The 21,377-nt window shown below is 51.0% G+C and carries 15 protein-coding genes and 1 pseudogene; 9 read left to right on the top strand and 7 right to left on the bottom strand.

All coding sequences use genetic code 11. The annotated features are described in order from the left end of the window. Nucleotides 1-151: 151 nt before the first annotated feature. From Q9L42_RS18955 to Q9L42_RS18945, 3 genes and pseudogenes are all read left to right on the top strand, one after another. Nucleotides 152-1,766 (top strand): annotated as a pseudogene (locus tag Q9L42_RS18955) (ISNCY family transposase). Between the two features lie 478 nt (nucleotides 1,767-2,244). After that, complete coding sequence (locus Q9L42_RS18950) at nucleotides 2,245-3,777, top strand: thymidine phosphorylase family protein (RefSeq protein ID WP_349431610.1); 1,533 nt, start codon at nucleotides 2,245-2,247, stop codon at nucleotides 3,775-3,777. Nucleotides 3,778-3,785: 8 nt separating this feature from the next. After that, nucleotides 3,786-4,661, top strand: coding sequence for a ribose-phosphate diphosphokinase (locus Q9L42_RS18945; RefSeq protein ID WP_305906825.1), 876 nt, complete (start codon nucleotides 3,786-3,788; stop codon nucleotides 4,659-4,661). Nucleotides 4,662-4,774: 113 nt separating this feature from the next. Here Q9L42_RS18945 and Q9L42_RS18940 read toward each other — a convergent pair whose 3' ends face one another. Further along, complete coding sequence (locus tag Q9L42_RS18940) at nucleotides 4,775-5,524, bottom strand: ceramidase domain-containing protein (protein WP_349431609.1); 750 nt, start codon at nucleotides 5,522-5,524, stop codon at nucleotides 4,775-4,777. 32 nt (nucleotides 5,525-5,556) lie between these two features. On the opposite strand from Q9L42_RS18940, the gene Q9L42_RS18935 reads away from it, so the two are divergent. Together Q9L42_RS18935 and Q9L42_RS18930 are read left to right on the top strand one after the other, a co-directional pair. Next, nucleotides 5,557-6,126 carry an NADPH-dependent FMN reductase gene (locus tag Q9L42_RS18935; protein WP_305906827.1) on the top strand — a complete coding sequence of 190 codons (570 nt, stop codon included), beginning with the start codon at nucleotides 5,557-5,559 and terminating at the stop codon, nucleotides 6,124-6,126. A 2-nt stretch (nucleotides 6,127-6,128) separates the two neighbouring features. Beyond that, entirely contained in the window at nucleotides 6,129-6,992 is an 864-nt protein-coding gene (locus tag Q9L42_RS18930; protein ID WP_305906828.1) for an ion transporter, read from the top strand. A gap of 128 nt (nucleotides 6,993-7,120) precedes the next feature. Here Q9L42_RS18930 and Q9L42_RS18925 read toward each other — a convergent pair whose 3' ends face one another. From Q9L42_RS18925 to Q9L42_RS18910, 4 genes are read right to left on the bottom strand one after another with little or no spacing between them, the layout of a single operon-like run. Continuing rightward, on the bottom strand, nucleotides 7,121-7,525 hold the full coding sequence (locus Q9L42_RS18925; protein WP_349431607.1) for a hypothetical protein: 405 nt from the start codon (nucleotides 7,523-7,525) through the stop codon (nucleotides 7,121-7,123). A 20-nt stretch (nucleotides 7,526-7,545) separates the two neighbouring features. Continuing rightward, on the bottom strand, nucleotides 7,546-9,780 hold the full coding sequence (locus Q9L42_RS18920) for an ATPase, T2SS/T4P/T4SS family (protein WP_349431606.1): 2,235 nt from the start codon (nucleotides 9,778-9,780) through the stop codon (nucleotides 7,546-7,548). Nucleotides 9,781-9,785: 5 nt separating this feature from the next. Then, nucleotides 9,786-11,042 carry a sensor histidine kinase gene (locus Q9L42_RS18915; protein ID WP_305906832.1) on the bottom strand — a complete coding sequence of 419 codons (1,257 nt, stop codon included), beginning with the start codon at nucleotides 11,040-11,042 and terminating at the stop codon, nucleotides 9,786-9,788. A 6-nt stretch (nucleotides 11,043-11,048) separates the two neighbouring features. Continuing rightward, nucleotides 11,049-11,711 (bottom strand): GTP-binding protein, encoded by a 663-nt coding sequence (locus tag Q9L42_RS18910; RefSeq protein ID WP_305906833.1) that lies wholly within the window; start codon nucleotides 11,709-11,711, stop codon nucleotides 11,049-11,051. A gap of 726 nt (nucleotides 11,712-12,437) precedes the next feature. Between Q9L42_RS18910 and Q9L42_RS18905 the strand changes: the two genes are divergently transcribed. Both Q9L42_RS18905 and Q9L42_RS18900 read left to right on the top strand, forming a co-directional pair. Continuing rightward, nucleotides 12,438-14,180: a bacteriohemerythrin gene (locus Q9L42_RS18905; RefSeq protein ID WP_349431605.1), complete on the top strand. Its 1,743-nt coding sequence runs from the start codon at nucleotides 12,438-12,440 to the stop codon at nucleotides 14,178-14,180. A 12-nt stretch (nucleotides 14,181-14,192) separates the two neighbouring features. Beyond that, complete coding sequence (locus tag Q9L42_RS18900; protein ID WP_305906836.1) at nucleotides 14,193-15,533, top strand: HD domain-containing phosphohydrolase; 1,341 nt, start codon at nucleotides 14,193-14,195, stop codon at nucleotides 15,531-15,533. Nucleotide 15,534: 1 nt separating this feature from the next. Here Q9L42_RS18900 and Q9L42_RS18895 read toward each other — a convergent pair whose 3' ends face one another. Then, nucleotides 15,535-16,086 carry a response regulator gene (locus tag Q9L42_RS18895; protein WP_305906837.1) on the bottom strand — a complete coding sequence of 184 codons (552 nt, stop codon included), beginning with the start codon at nucleotides 16,084-16,086 and terminating at the stop codon, nucleotides 15,535-15,537. 197 nt (nucleotides 16,087-16,283) lie between these two features. Here Q9L42_RS18895 and Q9L42_RS18890 point away from each other — a divergent pair, with 197 nt between their 5' ends. Further along, nucleotides 16,284-17,006, top strand: a complete 723-nt coding sequence (locus Q9L42_RS18890; RefSeq protein ID WP_305906838.1) for a DUF6901 family protein — start codon at nucleotides 16,284-16,286, stop codon at nucleotides 17,004-17,006. Between the two features lie 128 nt (nucleotides 17,007-17,134). Continuing rightward, the gene (locus tag Q9L42_RS18885; RefSeq protein ID WP_349431604.1) at nucleotides 17,135-17,899 is read left to right on the top strand and encodes an inositol monophosphatase family protein; all 765 of its coding nucleotides are present in this window, start codon (nucleotides 17,135-17,137) and stop codon (nucleotides 17,897-17,899) included. Between the two features lie 445 nt (nucleotides 17,900-18,344). Here Q9L42_RS18885 and Q9L42_RS18880 read toward each other — a convergent pair whose 3' ends face one another. Continuing rightward, on the bottom strand, nucleotides 18,345-20,798 hold the full coding sequence (locus tag Q9L42_RS18880; protein WP_349431603.1) for a DNA translocase FtsK: 2,454 nt from the start codon (nucleotides 20,796-20,798) through the stop codon (nucleotides 18,345-18,347). Nucleotides 20,799-21,377 lie beyond the last annotated feature (579 nt).

The raw sequence follows: 21,377 nt of genomic DNA, 5'->3' as shown, positions 1-21,377 counted from the left end.
AAATAATCAATGGGATATAATGAATTCCGGGAAATGAGTTTGCAGCCCAAAATCACGATTGTTGCGTTGCTCAATCCGTAAGGTACTGATTTTGGGTGAGCGCCGCCATAAAAATTTACGAAAACCAGAAATCTTCGTCCGTTGAAATCCTATGCGCACCGTCAAGAATCCGCAAATGAGCCTCGGTCAGGTCGATATTGCCGACATCGAGATTAACCTCAAATCCAGAGACGACATCCCGCAACTGCTGCTAGGGTTGCAGTACATCTATACCACGCCCGAACTGCGCGACCGTGTGTTCGCCATCCTCGAGCAGGTTATTCCCTACCGAAGCGGTCAGGGCCTTAGCGAAGCAGAGCGTCAGCAACCCGCTGACCCAAGGCGCGGTCGGCCCGGCCTGGAACAATGGAAAATTCTAGTGCTGGGCGTTTTGCGTCTGGGCCTGAATACCGACTACGACCGCATCCATGAACTGGCCAACCACCACAATACCATTCGACAGATGCTGGGCCATAGCGACTGGTGTGACGACACGAAGTATTCTCTCCAGCGCATCAAAGACAATCTAAGGCTGTTCACCCCGGAACTGTTCGATCAAATCAACCAGGAAGTGGTCAGAGCCGGCCATGCCCTGGTAAAAAAAAAGCCAAACGCTGGGCCAACCGTCCGCAGTGACTCGACTGCCGCCGCGACGGTCGACCACAGCGATAAACTGAGAGGGCGGTGCGATTCCTTTGTGGTCGAAACCGACGTCCATTTTCCGACCGACATCAACCTGCTGTATGATGCGATCCGCAAAGCTATTGAAGAGAGTCATACGCTGGCGAAACACCATGACCTGCCGGACTGGCGCCAATACCGGCACAACATCCGGCGACTCAAACAACAGTACCGAAGAGCTCAACAGCTCAAACGCTCCACCAGCCAGGATGAAAACAAACAAGCCGTACGGGAACAAGCCATCCAACAGGCTCATCAGACCTACCTGGACCTGGCGAGCGCCTACCTGGGCAAATCCGAGCGCACCTTAAAACAAGCCCTGGACCGTGGCGCCCTGGCCGATGAAACGCAGCCGTTGCAATCCTACCAGGCCTATGCCCGCCTGCTGCTGGACCAAATTGAGCGCCGCGTCATACGCAGCGAAACCATCCCTCATGCCGAAAAGATCTTCTCCGTGTTTGAACCGCACACCGAATGGATCAGCAAAGGCAAAGCTTCCGCTCCTGCTCACGCTCCTTACCTACATCCCTGTAGGCAAAGCAGGCGTCCCGGTTGAGTTGGGTTTAAGGGTCTGCGTGATGGAGGACCACCATCGCTTCGTTCTTCACCACCTAGTGATGGAAAAGCAAACCGATGACAAAGTCGCCGTCGACATGGTCACCGAAACGCGCCGGCGCTTCCCCGAACTGACCGTGACCAGCTTCGACAAAGGCTTTCACAGCCCGGCTAACCAAAAGGAACTGAAAAATCATCTGGAACAGGTGATTTTGCCCAAAAAAGGCCGACTCAGCGCCGCGGATCAAGCGCGGGAAGGCAGCAATGCTTTTAAACAACTACGCCACCAACACTCCGCCGTGGAATCGGCCATCAATGCCCTGGAGCATAACGGCTTGGATATCTGCCCCGACCACGGCCTCGATGGCTTCAAACGCTATGTCGCACTGGCGGTCGTCTCGCGCAATATCAAACGGTTGGGCGCCATCCTGCGTCAGCAGGCGCAGGCGAAAGAAAAACGCAAGCGCGGCCCCTACCAACAAGCGGCCTGAACAATACCATCGGAGTGAGAAAAGGCTCACTACAGGATAGTTGCGCCCGCAGACCGGTGAATGGCCCGCTAATGAAGAAATCAGACGAGACAGCGATGGATTTTTTCCGGAAAATGGCCTGGGCTGATCAAAATGAGTGTGGCAAAAGTTGGGTATCGGTTGAAAAAAAAGCTTTTTCTGTCAGACACTAACTAACTTTAGGCGTATTTGTTGTTAATTTTCTGTTTTGCCACTCATTCATTTAATGAGGTAGCCCTGGACTGGAATTGCTGCAGGCTGGTTTCTTAACCCGAATTCAGGTATTGATAGGGTATCCTAAAGTTCAGGGTGATCTGTTCAAGTTTGTCGATGACGAGATTACGGGGCGGGATTTGTTGCTATAATTCGAAGAGAGGAGGCCATGCCTTGATGGCCGGGATAGCAAGCGGAAATCGCTTAAGTCGAACAAAATAATGAAAATAAGCAGTAATTAATAAGCATGGATACCTTAAAAATTCGCAGGGTGGCGATAGACACCTATCATGAAAACGTCGCCTATATGAACCGGGAATGCGGTATCTACCGGGCCGAAGGCTTTCAGGCCTTGTCCAAAATATTGATTAGCGCAAATGGCAATAAGGCAGTGGCCGTGCTCAATGTGGTCGATGACAAGGAAATCGTCGAGCCGGGGCAGCTGGGGCTCTCCGAGCAGGCCTTCAGTCAATTGAATCTTGAAGAAGGGGGGTTGGTGACGGTGAACCATGCCGGGCCGCCCAAATCGATGGATGCGGTGCGGCGAAAAATTAATGGCGAACGCTTGGATCAGAACGATTTTGATGACATTACCCGTGATATCGCCGATTCCCGTTATTCGAAAATGGAAATGGCCGCTTTCCTGGTCGCCACCGGACAAAACAACCTCGATCGTGACGAATTGCTCTTTTTGACTCGAGCAATGCTGAACTCCGGCGAACGGATGAACTGGCATGAACCGTTGGTGGCCGACAAGCATTGCATCGGCGGCATTCCCGGCAATCGGACGTCGATGCTGGTGGTGCCGATTGTCGCCGCGCACGGCATGCTGATTCCGAAGACTTCCAGTCGCGCCATTACCTCGCCGGCCGGCACCGCCGATACCATGGAGGTGTTGGCCAATGTCAACCTCACCCCTGATCAGATGCTGGATATAGTCCGCGAAGAACGCGGCTGCCTGGGATGGGGGGGCACGGCCCGGTTGGCGCCGGTCGACGATATGTTGATTTCGGTGGAGCGTCCTTTAGGTATCGATTCGCAAGGCCAGATGGTCGCCTCGATTTTATCGAAAAAACTGGCGGCCGGATCGACTCATTTGATTATCGACATCCCAGTCGGGCCGACGTCGAAAGTTCGACACATGAGGCAGGCCTTGGCGTTACGGAAACTGTTTGAATTTGTCGGCGACCGGCTGAATCTTCATCTGGAGGTGATGATTACCGACGGCCGTCAACCGGTCGGACGAGGGATCGGGCCGGTGCTGGAAGCGCGCGATGTCATGATGGTGTTGAATAATGATCCGAATGCGCCGGCCGATTTACGCCAGAAATCCTTGCAATTGGCCGGGCGGATTATCGAATTCGACCCCGATGTTCGTGGCGGGCAAGGCTACGCGATTGCCCGCGATATCCTTGAGTCGGGCAGGGCCTTGGTCAAGATGAACGATATCATCAAGGCCCAGGGCGAAAAGGAAATCGACTTAACCGCCGGTGAACTTTGCTATGAGGTGTTGGCCGACCGCGACGGCTATGTGGTCGCCATCGATAATTTCCAAACGGCCAAGATCGCCCGTATCGCCGGCGCACCGATGGATAAAAAGGCGGGTGTCGACTTGCTGAAAAAACTGGGAGACAAGGTGGAGAAAGGTCAGCCGCTGTACCGTATCCATGCCGAATTCTCGGCCGATTTCAAGTTCGCCAAGGATCTGGCTCGCCAGGACAGCGGTTACCTGATCGGCGATGATGCCGATCAGCTGCTAATTCCACAGATTGCTTTTTAGGAGAGGTCATGCTGCTACTCGCCTTCCCGGAATATTTAGCCCAGGGACAACGTCTGGCCGAGCGATTGGACATTCCTTATGAACAGGTTTTTGTGCATCATTTTCCGGACAGTGAAAGTTTGGTGCGGCTGCCCAGTGCATTGCCGGATCATGTCGTCATGTGCCGCAGTCTCAATCAACCCAATGACAAGCTGGTCGAACTCTTGTTATGCGCGAAGACCGCCCGTCAGTTGGGCGCCAAGCGAATCACGCTGGTTGCGCCGTATTTGAGTTATATGCGTCAGGACATCGCCAATCAGCCCGGCGAGGCGGTGAGTCAACGCATCATCGGACAAATGTTGGCCGAGCTGTTCGATGCCGTCATTACCGTCGACCCGCATTTGCATCGTATTTCGACATTGGATCAGGCGATACCGATAGAACAGGCGGTCAGCCTGACTGCGGCCGATCAGATCGGCCGCTTTATGATGCAGCAATTTGACCATGCCGTGTTGTTGGGGCCGGATGGTGAATCGGAGCAATGGGTGAGCGCGATTGCCGAAAAAATCGGCTTTCCCTATGCGGTCGCCGACAAAAAACGCGAGGGCGATAAGCAGGTCGCCATCCACTTGCCCGATTTTGATTTTAAGCAACAGAAAGTTGTGATTATCGATGACATGGCCAGTACCGGCAGAACCTTGGCCAAGGCGGCAGGACTGTTGCTTCAAGCCGGCGCCGAACAGGTGTATGCGGTGATCACGCATCCGCTGTTTTGCGGTGATGCCGAAGCGCATATCCTGCAAGCCGGGGTTCAACAAATCTGGAGCACCGACAGCATCAGTCACCCGCGCGCCGCAATCCATCTCGATCAGCTGTTGGCGCAGGCGGTGAATGATATTGGGTAACGCGTGAACACTATTGCGGAGCGATCGACTGTTGTTTAAAAAGGACGTGCTGTTTATATAGGCGCTCTTTGTTATCCCAATTGGGAATTGCTGCCAAAATCGGCGACATCAAATCATTGTCGATAGAGGCGGCGCCGGTTCTTGAGCATGCGGTAGACACAAAAAGTCGCTGCTCCGGCCGAAAGGTGCTTGAGGGTGTGGCCGCTGATCAATTGATCGGTTAAGCTGAATATGCGCTGATCGTTCAGCTCGAATAGCTTGGCGAGCCCATACCACAGCAAGCCATAAAGCAGATAATGGCGATGCGAGTATCGGCTTTTATATCGTAGCAATATGACTGGAATCGAAGCCAATACACCGAATTGGATGAAGGCGTAAAAGCGCAGATCACCACTGTAACGCCAATACAATACGCTGGCTAAGCCTAGCAACAACGCGATAGGCAGCCATGCTTTTTCATGGTGAACGGATGCGTTTTCGGTCAGCATTGCGACAAACAGGCTCGTGAAGCAGAGCGTCATCGGTAGACGGTCCCAGACCAGGCGCTGATTGTTCGGGAACCAGTGGTAATAGCTGGAACCGATCGCGGTCAGAAACAGGCCGACAAAAAATACCGGCCAGGATAAGGCGGTGCTGCTGGTTTTGTTCGCTAAACACAGGCATAAGCCGGCGATGCCGACCAATGCAAAAGGCAGGTTGCTGACAATATCGAGAAAATTTGGCACCATCAGCCAGGCGCGTTGGTCGGCGAGTTGATGATAGGCGCTATTTTGAGGCAGGGGCTCGGTAACCAGCATCATGGCGACAAAAATGATGACAAGCGCGCCGAGCATCGCGACAATAAACCGATTGTTCATTCGCATATCAATCACCGAAATAAGAAACATAACAGACTATGACAAAAATATTAGCATTCGCTGGTAGCAGCAGAAAGCAATCTTTTAACAAGAAACTGGTGGCCATTGCCGCGCAGGGAGCCGCAAAAGCCGGTGCGAAGGTTACGCTGATAGATTTGGCCGATTATCCGGCGCCGATTTTTAATCAGGACCTGGAAAACGAGCAGGGCATACCGGACAAGGCTCGGGAATTCAAGCGCTTGCTGATCGAACATGACGGTTTTTTGATTGCCTCGCCGGAATACAACAGCGCTTTTAGCCCATTGCTGAAGAACATGATCGATTGGGCGAGCCGAAAGGAAAGCGATGACGAGCCGCCGTTGTTGGCTTTTAAAGGCAAAATGGCGGCGATCATGGCGACCTCGCCGGGCGGGTTGGGCGGTTTGCGCGGCTTGATGTTTCTGCGCCTGTTACTGAGCAATATCGGGGTCACCGTATTAGCCGAGCAGATGGCGATTCCTTCGGCCGTGACCGCATTCGCCGCAGACGGCTCGCTAGCGGATCAACAGCAGCAACAGTCGGTTCATAGTTTGGGACATCAATTGGTCGAGGCGATCGTCAGATTGTAAGCATGAAACAGAGCAGACGCCCCGTCAAGAAGAATCATTACAATGTAGGCGCGCCTTTGGCGCCTTGGCGCGAAGCCTTGAATGTCATTATTTTTGGCGCGGAAACGCGAGCGGCAAAAATCTTCGATGTGGTGCTGAGCATCATGATCATCTGCAGTGTCCTGGCGGTGATGTTGGGCAGCGTCAACAGTCTGCAGGAGCGCTATACGCAATGGTTTTTTTATAGCGAATGGTTTTTCACGCTGCTGTTTAGCGTGGAATACGTCTTGCGTCTGTTGTCGGTGCGCAAACCTTGGCTGTATTGCCGAAGCTTCTTCGGCATTGTCGATTTTCTCTCTATTATTCCCACCTACCTAAGCTTTCTGATGCCGGACATCAAATATATGTTGATTGCCAGGGTATTGCGGCTGCTAAGAGTATTCCGTATTCTGAAATTGGCGGAATATATGGGCGAGGCGCAGGTGCTGATGTATGCCTTGAGCAGGAGTCGACAGAAGATTCTGGTGTTTCTCTACACGGTCTGTACGCTGGTGATCGTGTTCGGTTCGCTGATGTATGTCGTCGAAGGCAGCGAATCCGGCTTTACCAGCATTCCTAAATCGGTGTACTGGGCCATCGTAACCCTAACCACGGTCGGATACGGCGATATCGCGCCGCAAACCCCGTTGGGACAGATGATCGCTTCGAGCATCATGATCATGGGCTATGGCATCATTGCGGTGCCGACCGGGATTTACAGCGCCGAACTGATGAAGGTGGATAAAGCGGCCGACATCAATAACGAAGCCTGTCCCGATTGCGGAGAAACGGGGCACGACTATGATGCCAGCTATTGCAAATATTGCGGACATTCCTTGGATGCCTAGATTTTTTGTTGCTATTCCTCTCGGGTTTCCACGGTCCTCCGCTCGCCGTTATACATAAGTGGCTGTATGAGGTCGGTTCTCGGGCCGAATGATGCTTGTCGCGCCGGGGTCGCTAAGCTTAAGCGACGTCATTTCTGCATCAGGTCATGCAGGATTTTGCTTTTTTCGCCGTGCAGTAGGTTGATCAACTCGCGGCGGGCGACCCGTTTGTCCAGACCTTGTTCGGTCAACCTGTTCAGCAGCTCGGAAAATTTTTTTCGCCGCAATCGGCCATGTTCGGTCGTGTCTCGGCGGTTGCTGAATTCATCCATCAGCGTCGAACCGCATGCGCAGTTTCTGAATACCTCGACGACTGCGGTGCCGTCATCTTCTATGGCCTCTTTTAAACATGACTTGCCTGTCGGCAACTCCTTAGTCTCTTGAAAGAATTGTTGTGCATTATGATATTCCCGGCCGCAAACAGAACATTTTTTCGGAAAGGAGGCGTCAAACAGGGCGATGAGCCCTTGCAATTCAGCGGCGATTTTCTTCATAGACTCATGTGCATCGATTGTTAGTGATCAAAATCCTGTGGTCCCAGAACGCGTAAGACCTCTTCGCAGCTGGTGAGGCCGACGGCGACTTTTTCCAGGGCGTCTTCCAGCAATGATAGATAGCCGTTTTTGAGGGCGGCGGCTTTAATCTCTCTTTGACTTGCTTGCGTCGAAATTAAATCGCGTAATTCTTCATTCGGCATCAATATTTCATAAAGGCTGATGCGCCCTTGATAGCCGCTATGGTTGCATTGTTCGCAGCCCTTACCATGATGAAAAGGCTTCTTATTCCCGGTAAATAAAGGCCCCAGTTGCCGGAGTGTCTCGCTATCGACTTGAACCGGCTGACAGCAATGCGGGCAAATACGGCGCAGCAAGCGCTGGGAAATTACCGCTTCAAGAGTACTGGCGATAATATAGGGTTTCAAGCCTAAATCAAAAAGCCGGGCGATTGTGGAAATGGACGAATTGCTGTGCAGGGTCGAGAAGACCAGGTGGCCTGTTAATGCGGCCTGGAAAGCTACTTCGGCGGTTTCTTCGTCGCGGATTTCACCTAATAAGATAACATCCGGGTCTTGTCGTAAGATGGCTCTCAGCGCGACCGGGAAGGTGAAGTCGATATGACTTTTGACATTAATCTGACTGGCCGCATCAAGATAATACTCGACCGGCTCTTCGATCGTGACATAATTTTTTTCCGCCGTGATGCCCTGCTGCAGTAAGGCGTAAAGCGTTGTGGTTTTGCCGCTTCCGGTCGGGCCGGTCGCCAGAATCATGCCTTGCGGCTTGCCAATCAGGCGCGTGACTTTTTCCAGGTCGCCGGCGCTGAAGCCTAGTTGGTTTAGGCGCTTGACCGAGGCATTGCGGTCCAGGATGCGCATCACCACCTTTTCGCCGTTGATGACCGGTAGGCTGGAGATACGCAAATCGATGATGCGCATCGGCGTCTTGACGGTGATGCGCCCATCCTGAGGCCGCCGCCGCTCGGAAATGTCCATTTCCGCCATCACCTTGATACGCGAAACCAATGAATTGAGATAATGGCTGGGGATGAAAATTTTGTCCTGCAAAATGCCGTCGATACGGTAACGCACGACACAGCTCTTCGCCCGCGGTTGGATATGAATATCGCTGGCGCATAAACGGACCGCTTCGATGATGATGGCGTTGACTAGACGTATGGCCGGCGGTTTTTCGGTTTCCAGCAATAATTCATCCAGCGAAATATTGTCGCCTTCTTCGATGACCACCTCGATGGTTTCAAACGGGTCGATCGTGGAAACGATCGTCTCCAGGTCGCCAAAACTGGGAGACTCCCTGTAAACTTCATGCAGTTTCTTTTCGATCGCCGCAATATCGGCCATGACGATGTTCAGCGGCAGGCCGGTGAAGAAGCGTAAATCGGCTTGCAAGCCCATGTTCATGGGATCGGCCATCGCTAATAATAGCGTGCCGTGATTGATTTTCAGCGGCAATACCCAGTTTTGTTCGCAGATAGAACGCGATAACAAATTCAATGCCTCGGTCGAGACTTGAAACTCGCTCAAGGCGACTTCTTCGATCAGCAAATCCCGGCGCAGGATCTCGCGGATGTTTTTTTCGTTTACCCAACCCCGGTCCAGGATCAGCTTGATCGTCGGCGTCTTACTATTCTGCTTAAGCTTGAAAAGTTCCTGGAGTTGCGGCGCGCTGAGCAAGTTTTTTTTGTTCAGCAAGATAGCCAGTTGACCGTTGTCGGTGTTCGATAACGTGCTGAGTTTCTTGATTTCTCGGCTTTTATGCTGGTTTTCGTGTAGTAATTGCCGATTTTTTTCAATCAGATCGTATTGCTCCAACGCCAGGCCGACCGTCACCCGTAAATCGTCGTCATTCCAGGGTTTGATAATGAATTTATAAACCGCGCCTTCATTGATTGCGCCCATGACGGCGTCGGTATCGGCGTGACCGGTGAGCATAATGCGGATAATGGGGGGATAGTGCTCCTTGACCTGGCGCAATAATTCGGCGCCGTTCATTTTCGGCATCTTGAAATCGGAAATGATCACTTGATAGTCCGATTCGGCGAGCAGTTGTAAGGCTTCTTGGCCGTTCATTGCGCTGGCCAGATGATAATTTTCTCGCCGGAACACGCGTCTGAGCGCACTTAACACATGTGGTTCGTCGTCGACCAGTAAGATGCTGTATTTTTTTACCGGTTCTTCCGCCGTCGGTTTGCTTTCCGCGCCGCCGGTGAACAATGCAGAATATCGAGACATGCGCGCTAATTTCCAGTCACGTTAGTTAATGGCAGTAAAATTAACACGAGGGTGCCCAGGCCGGGTTTACTCTTGATGCTGATTTCACCCCGGTGGATGCTGATGATGTGGTGGCAGACCGTCAGGCCGAGTCCCATACCCTTGCCGACGTCCTTGGTCGTGTAAAAGGCGTCGAAAACATGCGGCAACACCGATTCGGCGATGCCGACGCCGGTATCCTTGATTTCAATCGCCAGTTTGCCTTCCCGGATAGAACTCTTGAACAGAATCTTACCTTGCTCGCCGACGGCATCGGCCGCATTGAGTAATAGATGATGAAAAACTTGGCCCAGGCTGGCGGCATCGCAGTATATCGAAGGAATATTGGGCGCCAGCTTCTGTAACAGCGAGACCCCTTCGGCCAGTTGCGGCGCGGTAATATTGCAAGTCTGGCGAATAATCTCGTTGATGTTTGCCCGGCTAGAGGCCGCTTCGTCGATGCGAGAGAAACCTTTCAAGTCTTTGATGATCGCGGCAATGCGTTCGACGCCGTCGATGCTTTCCTTGAATATGTCCTGCAGGTCCTCGACCATCGTATCCAGACTTTCTTCCAGCCAACCTTTTTGCAGCATACTGACCGTCACTCGCGGTGATTTCATCAATCGGTCGATGGCCGTTAAGGAGTCGAGATAAGATTGCGCGGTAGATAAGTTACTGAGAATGAAGCCCAAGGGATTATTGATTTCATGCGCCATGCCCGCCGCCAGGCGGCCGACCGAGGCCAATTTTTCGCTTTCGTAAAGCTTAAGTTGGGTAGCCTGAATAGTTTTGACTTGTTGTTGCACACGCTGTTCCAAGCTTTCGGCCAAACACTTGTAGCGCATTTCAGATTTTTCCAGCGCGGCATGCTTGTGCTGCAGCTCTTCGTAATCGGCGCGTTGCGTTTGCAAATGGATGTCGGACGCCATCAAATAACGGGAATTGGCGAATAACAACAATTGGATAACTCTCGCGGCGACTTTCAATTGATCGGCCGGCGCATCGGCGCAGAGCTGGCCGATAACTTCAAGTTCACCGTATATGGGCGTTTTGTCGGCATATTTATCATCCGCCTCGCCTAATAAGCAGTTGCCTTGATTGTCGAGCAGATAAGCCGGCGCTTGCAATACGCCTTCCAGGGTTTCCAGCAAGCGTCGCTGATTGATGCCGGATAATAATTCCCTTAAGCCAAGATCGCGGTCAAAATCGAGCAATAGCGGTTGTTCAGGGGGCGTCGGTGACATAAGCGTTCAATTCTCCTGCTCCGGAAGTCCCAGCGCATCATTGACAAAGGCCTGCCGAGTCAGGCCCTGGTCTTGCTGAAAGTTAAATTCGGGGGCTAGCGAGTCATAAACTTGCTGCAGCAGGGTTTGCAAGGTTGCGACGACGCCTTGACCGGTTAATGCGCTACTGAAGACCACGGGCCAAGGGGCTTGCCGCCAACGCTGTAAAACCTCTTCCTTAGTTATGATATCAGTTAAATCACGTTTATTGTATTGCACCACCAGTGGCAAGTGATCGAAGTTCAGACCGACGCGCCAGGCATTAGCTTCCAGGTTTTCAAATGATTCGCCATTATTGACGCTCTGTGTTAATTGGGAATCGGCGACGAATACGACGCCGTCGCTGCGCGATAATACCGCTTTACGGGTACTGTCGTGTATGACCTGGCCCGGTACGGTAAAAAGTTTGAATTTAATCAGCAAACCTTTCGGCGTGGTAAAGCCTAAAGGCAGTAAATCGAAAAACAAGGTGCGGTCATCAGTTGTTTCCATGATCATGATTTCACCTTTCAGATCGGTGCGCAGCATATCGTGCAAACGCATCAAATTTGTGGTTTTGCCGCTGAGGGCGGGGCCGTAGTAAACTAATTTGATCGTCAAGCGATTATGTTCGTGTTCGTAACTGGCCATGAATAATCCTTATTGTCGTTCAACAAAACCAAACAGAGGTTAATGAGGCCCATAGCCCTTTGTTATGGAACGTGCCTGATTGTCTTGTTCCGCTCAATGCCACTGACGGATTCATAACGTAGTGGGTTAGGATGCGCGATAGCGTTCCCTGGCATTGCAATCCCGTGACCTCGAAGTGTCGCGTAACATAATTGCTAGCGCGACAACGTGACTTTCCACTAACTGTTAAACTGATGAGAAGGTAATATTATACAATCCTTAGCCTAATTATAGGTTTTTTTGCTATATTATGAAAAAAGCGGCACGGCATGTAGTCCCTCGATTAGGGATAGGGCAAGATTTAAAGTTCTCTTTGAGAGAGACGGCTTATTTTAAGTGTTGGATTTGGCCTAACGAGTCAGCTTGGTATCGAAAAACATTTCCTTGACTATCAGCTTGCTTCAGAGAACATCCCTGGCAACTCCGCGCCTGCTTGATGTTGCACTGACACATCTAAGTGCGGCGGTATCGTTGCCGATTTCCTATATCATGGAGCACTTGCGCTGCCTTTTGCTTTTTTTGGGACGACTCATTTGTTGAAAATCACGAAATTCACAGCAATCAAGGCAATTGCATTGGGAAAATTGAAGCTTTTCCTGGGTCGGCATGGGGAAATTCTAGTTAAAATGTACCTATTCAGCGTTTCCCTTTGTTTACCGTCATGCCAGATATTCAACGGGAGAGGCAATGGCAATTTTTGACTGGAATGATAACTTTAATGTCGGTATAGAGCGGATCGACCGGCAGCACAAAAAATTGATCGATATCATCAATCAGTTAGATGATTGTTTGAAACTGGACGGTCATTTTAATAAAGTCATTGCATTACTCGATGAATTGATCGAGTACACTCATTATCATTTCGAGGCCGAAGAGCAATATATGATCAGTCATCAATATGATGCTCAGGCCTTTAATAACCACAAAGCGAATCATCTGGCATTTTTAAAAAAAATCAAGCAGGAACAGACGGTTTGTCATGGTCAACCGGAAAAAGTGACCAATGAATTACTCGATTTCCTGGTCAATTGGATGGTAAACCATATACTGGGAGAGGATAAGCTGATGGCGCAGGTTACCTCGGCCCCTATCGATGACACCGACGCTCAGCAAAACACCGTCGATATGCTGCAAGATAATCTTTATGGCGCCTTGCGGGAAAGCGAGGCGCGTTTTAAGGAATTGGCGGATACGTTGCCGGCTTATATCTGGGTCAGCAATGAACAGGGCGAGCGTATTTATTGCAACAGGCAATGGCAAGTTTTGACCGGACGGGCCTGTGAGCAACTCAATCGACATTGGTCTGAGGTCATTCATACTAAAGACAGGGAACGGATGCGACAGTTTTATGCCTCGATGCTCGAGCAGAACAAGGCGATGGAAACGGAATATCAGGTGATCGGTCAGGACATGTCGGTTCGATGGTTGCTGGAAACCGTCGTGCCGAGGACTCATAAAAATGGTCGCCTGGTTGGTTATATGGGCTGCGCGATTGATTTTTCCCGGCAAAAGGACATTGAACAGAACCTGGAGCAGGCGGTCGAAGCACGCACCGTCGAATTACAGGCATCGGCCGAGAAGCTGGAACAGGAAAAACAGGAGCAAATGGCGCTTAACCGACAGTTGCAAGATGCGCAACTGCAGCTGGTGCAGGCGGAAAAAATGGCTTCCATCGGCCAGTTAGCGGCCGGGGTCGCTCATGAAATCAATAATCCCTTAGGCTATATCAACTCCAATCTGCATACCTTGCAGGAATACTTGGGCGATCTGGAAAAAGTTAGCGACATGGCTAGGCAATTGGCGGCCCAGTTGCCGTCGGATCATGTTCAGGTTCAAGCCTATCGGCAATTGAAGCAAGATCTGGATTTGGATTTTATTCAGGAGGACTTGCGCAATCTGGTCATTGAATCGATGGAGGGCGCGACTCGTGCGAAACAAATTGTCCAGGACTTACGTAACTTTTCCCATGTCGAAACAAAGAAGCGGGAAATGTTCGATATTGAACAGGGTCTTGATGCGACATTGAACATTGTCTATAACGAATTGAAATACAGGGCTAAGCTTCATAAGCATTATGCTGGTTTACAGCCTTATGAATGTGTCGGTTCCCAGCTTAATCAGGTGTTCATGAATTTGCTGGTGAACGCCGCTCACGCCATCGAGGCGTTCGGGGATATTACCATCCGCACCGGTTATCGAGAGCCTGATTGGTTATGGGTGGAAGTCGAGGATAGTGGTAAGGGGATACCGGACGAAATCAAGCATAAGATCTTTGATCCTTTTTTTACCACTAAACCGGTGGGCGAAGGCACTGGCCTGGGTTTGTCGTTGACCTATAAAATCGTTCAGGATCATAATGGAAAAATAGAGATCGATTCGACCGTTGGCAAGGGCACCCGATTCAGAATTTATTTTCCCCTTAACGGATAGTGCGAGTCCGCCATGTCTGAAGTCATGTTGCAACATAAGCCGTTCAAGCTTTTATTCGTCGACGATGAGGCTAATGTGTTGAAAGCCTTGAGGAGATTGTTCAGAGATGGCGAATATCACATTCAGATGGCCGGGAGCGGCGTGGAGGCGTTAGAAGTATTGGAGCGAGAGGAGATCGATCTGATCATTTCCGATATGCGCATGCCGCAAATGGATGGCGCGGAATTTTTAAGCCGCGCGGCGGAACGTTGGCCTGAGGTAGTGCGTATTCTTTTGACCGGATTTGCCGACCTGGAGTCTACGATTATCGCGGTTAATCGTGGAAAAATTTACAGCTATTGCCATAAACCGTGGGACGATGCCGAGCTCAAGGACTTGGTGAAAAGGGCCTTGGAACAAAAACGTCTGAGCGAAGAAAGGGGGCAATTGTTTGAGATTATCGATGAGCAAAACCGACAGTTGAAGGGGCTGAATGCTCAACTGGAGGAGAAGGTCGAACAGCGTGCCGCGCAATTGAAGGCTTCATTTAAACAACTCGATAAAGCCCATCAGACCCTGAAAAAGCAATACACCGACACGATCAAGACCTTTGCCCGCATTATCGAAATGCGTCCAGGCATCAAAAGTGGACATGCAAAATATATCGCCGAGGTAGCGCATAAAGTGGCCGGTAAACTGGCGTTGCCTGACGAGGATAAAAAAACGATCCTTTATGCCGGGCTGCTATTCCAGATCGGCAAGATAGGCTTGGACGATCGCTTGCTGAGTCAGCCCTTTTATACCATGACTCGCGATATACGCGAACGTTACTTAAGTCATGCCCCTGAGGGAGAGGCTTTGTTGAAAAGCATGGCGCCGCTGAGAGACGCGGCCGTGTTGATTCGTCATCAGTTCGAACATTTCGATGGCAGCGGCTATCCGGAAGGGCTGGCAGGCGAACAGATCCCGCTCGGCGCTCGAATATTGGCGGTAGTCAGGGATTATTTATCTTTCCTGGAGGGGGCGATGACGGGGCAAACGATGACGGTGGCGGATGTATTGAGTCGACTGCGCAGCAAGAAGGCTTCTTTTTACGATCCTCAAGTCGTCGACGCCTTTGTCGAGGTGTTGACGCAAATGGAAGTCGAGACCGTGCGTCCGCTCGTCGATATTTCCTGGACTCAATTGGAGCCCGGCATGGAAATCGATGAGATTCGCTATAATGGCCGTCTATTTCTTAAAAACTGCGTCTTGGATAAGGCAAAGATCTATGAAATTGTCGCATTACGCGAGCGGGTGGGCGATAAGCTGGAGATTAAAGCGCGTTTGGGCGATGCGTCAAACAAAAAGAGCTTGGAGCAAGACCAGGATTAGATCACTCGAAATCTTTCAAATCGTCTTCGTCCAATACGATCGCGCCATTTTCGTCCCAGTTGACCTGAGTGATGCCGGGTTCTTCGGCTTCCAACGCCTGCAATAGAGCGTCCTTTTTCGCCAGCAATTTTTGTTGATCCCTGACCAGATCGGCCAGGCGCTTGTTTTCCTCCAATATCCTTTTATGTTCCAGACCCTGCTGAACGGCATTAACGATGTCGGTATGGCTCCAAGGCTTATTGATGAAGCGGAAAACTTCGGCTTCGTTAATCGCCGATTGGGCGCTGTCGAGATCGGCGTAACCGGTCAGGATGATGCGGATCGTCTCGGGCTGAAATTGCATGAAACGAGACAAAAACTGCACGCCATCCATGCCGGGCATGCGGAAATCGGAAATGACCAGGTCGAACGGTTGTTCCCTGGCTATTAACAAAGCTTCTTCGCCGCTGGTAAAAGTTTCCAGTTCATAGCGTTTTAAAATACGCGTTAATGCGCGCAGCACATTGGTTTCATCGTCGACCAACAGGATTCTGGCTGATTTTTCTGGGGGCATGATTGCAAACGTAAAGGTTGAGCTGCAATAAATAATAACTCATACCGATAATATAGTCGAAAAAAGACGGCTTTTCATTTGTTAGAGCCTGCGCTATATTCTAAAACACCGAGTGCATCAGTCTTCACCTATTCATGGATTGTGGTCGAATAGGGTGGTGTGCGAATCCCTAAAAGAGAACCCGCCAGGCCGTATTGATGGATATAAACACCGACGACACGCCTCTGAATTACTGTTATCAGTTTAAATTGCCGGACCAAACGCTTAGCCAAATTGATATTAAGATCGATAGGCGAACTATTGCGTTGATCCCCCGGGAAGAGGCCGGGTTGCCTGATTGGGTCAAACTGGATTTTGAACAATGTCCCAACTGTCCATTAAAGGCAAAGGAGACTCCCTATTGTCCGGTGGCGAGAAACCTGATGCCGTTGATTGATTTATGCTCTTCCTTGGCCTCGTATACGGAAATGGACGTGTGCATTATCGCTCCCGATCGAGTAATCAACGCCCGCACGACAGCCCAACGCGCCGTCAGTTCGGTGTTGGGGTTGATTATGGCCACCAGTGCTTGTCCCCATACTGCTTATTTGAAACCGATGGCGCGTTTTCATGTGCCATTATCCGGCGAAGAGGAAGCTATTTATCGGACGACATCAATGTATTTGCTGGCCCAATATTTCAAAAGCAAGAAAGGCTTGTCCCATGATTACGATATCGCTGGTTTGACCGAGATCTATGACAACCTGAAAACGGTTAATCGGGCGATGGCGCGGCGTTTGAAGGCTGCCATCAGTCAGGATGCAGCGGTCAATGCCGTGATCCTGTTGGATTTATTGTCTCAGGCGGTGACCTGGTCGATCGAAGACGGGCTCGAGGAAATCGCTTATTTGTTTAAAAGCTACACCGCCGAATCAACCTGATCTATCGGCGAAAAAACGGGGCGACTTGTAAAAATTCACGACAAACTGTACAGTCTAGCGGTTTTACCTGAGCAAGGGCGGCATCGATATTGTCGCCGACTAGCGTATCAAATCCAGGATAGGTATCAATGAATATTTCTACAGCAGTAGTCGAAAAAGTGATTCGCGAGGCCGGATCGATTGCAATGAGTCAATTTAAGGATCTGGCGAATCTGGAGGTGAACAAGAAAAGCTCCAGAGACTTGGTGACCGAAGCCGATGTCGCCGTCGAGGCCTATTTGAAGGAAACGCTGGGACGGGAATATCCCCAATTTGGTTTCTGGGGGGAGGAAAGCGGGCAATCGGCCGACCAGACCAGTCGATGGATCGTCGATCCGATCGATGGCACTCATTCATTTTCCAAGGGCCAGTATTTCTGGTCTATCAGCGTGGCGCTGGAAATCGAGCAGGAGCTGGTTTTCGGAGCCGTCTATGCGCCTGCATTGGATGATTATTACTATGCCGAGAAAGGCAAAGGCGCCTATAAAAACGGTCGACCCATTCATGTTTCCAAGGAAGATCAATTAGCCGATTCGATGGTTGCAACCGGCTTCGCCTGTCTGCGTTCCTACTTGAAAGACAACAACCTGATGCGCTTCAATCGGATCGCCGAGGTGACGACCGGTCAGCGGCGCTTCGGGTCCGCGGCGATGGATTTGTGCCTGGTCGCCGACGGCCAAGTCGATGCGTTCTGGGAACAGGAGCTGAATCTCTATGATGTCGCCGCCGGCGCCTTGATCGCCAAAGAGGCCGGTGGCACCGTAACTGACTTTAAAGGCCAAGAAGGCATCTTTCCGAAACAAATTCTGGTGACCAACGGCCTACTGCTGGATCAATTACTGCCGTTGATGTGATATTCACCCTATGAGAGATCGGTGGGCAATCCGCCTGGATACGCACAACGGCCAATTTTGCCCTGGTGGCGGTTTTTTTGGCGGCTTGCTTCGCGAAGCCGATCGATGCGGTAGGGTGTGCTGACGATAGAAAGCGCACCTTGTTTCGATGCGCTTCACGCAGTTCTGCACATCCGAAGGCAAGACGGTGCTTTGCGTAGGAGCGCCGCCTTCGGCTCGAAAAGAGCCATTCGGCCCGAGGGCGGGCCTCCTACGGGCAGACTTTGGCGGAGCCGCGGTGCTTGCTCCGCCCTACGATGCGGTAGGGTGCGCTGACGATAGGAAGCGCACCTTGTTTCGATGCGCCTCACGCAGTTCTGCACATCCGAAGGCATGGCTACATTGGCATCGCAACCGGGTGGATTCGCCGTCAGGCAATCCACGTTCGACTGGTAACTGATTTGCCTTATTCTTGTTGCATGAGTATTCGTCTCGCGCCATTATTTTCAGGCTCGCTGACGATACCGGCCATTTCCATGTCTTCGATAATACGCGCCGCCCGGTTATAGCCGACTTTAAAACGGCGTTGGACGCTGGAAATAGAGGCGCGGCCGCTGTCTAATACAAATTCCACCACATCGTCAAACAGGGGGTCGGTTTCATTCTCTTCATAGGCTGATGGGCGCATTGAGTCGCTATCGCGAGTGATTTCGTCCAGATAGCGGGCGACGCCGTGCTGTTTTAAAAATTCGGCCACTCGTATCACTTCGGCGTCACTGACGAATGCGCCATGCGCCCGGGTCGGTAGGCCCCGGCCGGCAGGCAGAAATAACATGTCGCCATTGCCCAACAGCGCTTCGGCCCCGCCTTGATCGAGAATGGTGCGGGAATCGACTTTCGACGACACTTGAAACGAAATCCTCGTCGGCACATTGGCCTTGATCAGTCCGGTCAAGACATCCACAGATGGCCGCTGCGTCGCCAAAATAAGATGAATGCCGGCGGCTCTGGCTTTCTGCGCCAATCGGGCGATCAATTCTTCGACCTTCTTGCCGACGATCATCATCATATCGGCCAGCTCATCGATGATGATGACGATATTCGGCAAGGTATCGAGCACCCGATAGTTTCCCTGGTCATCGGCTTCTGTGCATAAAGGGTCGCGTATGACTTCATGACGTTCCGCGGCCTGTTTGATCTGCCTGTTATAGCCTTTCAAATTGCGCACCCCGAGTTTCGACATCAATTTATAGCGACGTTCCATTTCCGCCACCGCCCAGCGCAATGAATTATGGGCTTCCTTCATATCGGTCACTACCGGCGCCAACAAATGCGGTATGCCTTCATAAACCGATAATTCCAGCATTTTCGGGTCGATCATGATCATCCGAACCTGTTCCGGCTCGGCCTTGTACAGCATGCTCAGAATCATGGTGTTGATCGCCACCGATTTGCCGGAGCCGGTCGTGCCCGCCACCAGCAAATGCGGCATTTTCGCCAAATCGGAAATCACCGGCTGACCGACGATGTTTTTACCCAAGGCTAATGCGGTAGGCGACTCGCTATCTTGAAAATCAGGGGAAGCAATCAATTCCCGGAAAGAGACGGTTTCTCGCTCCTGATTGGGAATTTCCAGACCGATCACCGACTTGCCTTCGATGATTTCCACGACTCGAACACTCGTTACCAGCAATGCGCGCGCTAAATCTTTCGTCAAACCGCTCACGCGACTGACTTTGATGCCGGGCGCCAGAGCCAGTTCGAAGCAGGTGACGATAGGACCGGCCAGCACATCGACGACCTCGGCCTGCACTTTATAATCCAATAACACTTTTTCGACATGTCTGGACATGTCTTCCAAGTCATCGTCACTATAACCGTTTACGGCGCTAGAATGCGGATCCAATAAACTGAGCGGCGGCAATGAGTGTTGATAGAAAGTATTCGATTCGGAGTCAGGTACATCAGTTGCTGAAGCAATGTCGACTATTTTCATCGCAGGCGGCTGATATGCTCCAGCGCTCTGTTTCGCTTGAGGCGCATGGGAATGCTCGGAGATGACTGTGTTTTCCTGTTGGTCCGGTTCCTCGGTTAGGTGATTAATGGTATTCGGCTGGGCAACTGTCTCGGTAGATGCAGTCGGTTGCAGCGAACTTGTTTGTGGCTGACTTTCGTCCGGTTCCGAAAGACTGAGGGCGTTGTTCTGAACAGATTCGATTGAAGCGCTACTGTCCTCGTCCGTCGGTTGTTGTTCCTCTTGCGCCTCTTTTTGCAATGGCGATTGGGCTTCGGTCGCGGCTTCAACTGCTTGTATCGGGGCCGTTTTTGGCTCGACCGTCTCTAACCGAGCATCGAGTGGCGTTTCCAAGCCTGATGGCGCCGAGAACTGCGGTTCGCGTGCATTCGCCGTCACATTTTGTGGCTCCATTTGTGGCCTGTATGCAGGTTTAGGATCAATTGCGGCAATCTTGTCTTCGGATGCCGGCTTCTGTTCCTCTTGTTGCGCCTCTGTCGTTAAAGGCTGGTCGGCTTCGGTTGAACGCTCAGCTTCAGGCGCTCTCTGCAAAGAGGTCTTTTCGGCGAACGGAAGCGTTGCCGAGTCTGATGGGGACGAAAACTGCGGTTCGTGTGCGTTAGCGGTCGAATTTGTCGGCTCCATTTGTGGCGAGTCAGTCGCTTTTACAGGACGATATTTACGGCGTACTTTTTTCGCCATTGGCGGACGATGTTTAGGGCGGCCTTTGCTCAACCATTGCAAGTAGTCGATCACCCAATCCAAAGCAAAGAGCGTTTGTCGCCCAACCCAATCAACCGCACTTATCCAAGGAATACCGGTCAGGCGTGAGAAAATCTCCAGTATGCCCACGGTAATCAATAAAAAACAGCCGGTTATGAAAAAAAGGATAAAAAATTCAGACATGCGATCATTGAAAGAAGAGTTATAGAATCAAGGGTGCAAACTGGATTCTTCTACATAGTTAAGAGCATATTGTTTGAAAGGAGAGCGTTCAGGGGTATCAATGGCGTTTAATTAAATCTAAACCAAAAACCAAATTTAGTTCAATAAAAGCGATCGTGTGCCATTTATTCAACATTTATCATGAATTCTATCACAGGCGCACATCAGTGTGCCTGTGATGGACTTTCGCTTCGCTATGGTGGTCTTGAATGCGTCTTAGCGCGTTTTCGCTGTTGATTCATCAATTCGTAAGCCCTTGAGTTCTCGATGAGAGCGCATTGCTGTTGTTAGTACGGCACCATTATTCTAATGGCGGGTAAATGTACTAAAAAATATCATGTAATTCATGCGCTTGCTAAAGGTGATAACTCATCAAAATTTTAGAGGCGACAACTAGTCTGACACAGGGGGCAATTGCAGCGGTAGCTCCGAATTTATTCGCATTGCGCGGCTAAATCCGCAGCTACATTCACAATTGCCGACAGAATAAGATTGACTATGTACTAGTCCGGGAACAGGCGGGTGTCGGTCAACCGGATC

This window comes from Methylomarinum sp. Ch1-1 (genome assembly GCF_030717995.2).
Taxonomy (GTDB): domain Bacteria; phylum Pseudomonadota; class Gammaproteobacteria; order Methylococcales; family Methylomonadaceae; genus Methylomarinum; species Methylomarinum roseum.
The sequence above is the reverse complement of the archived record's forward strand: the minus strand, read 5'-3'. Positions and strand labels throughout refer to the sequence as shown.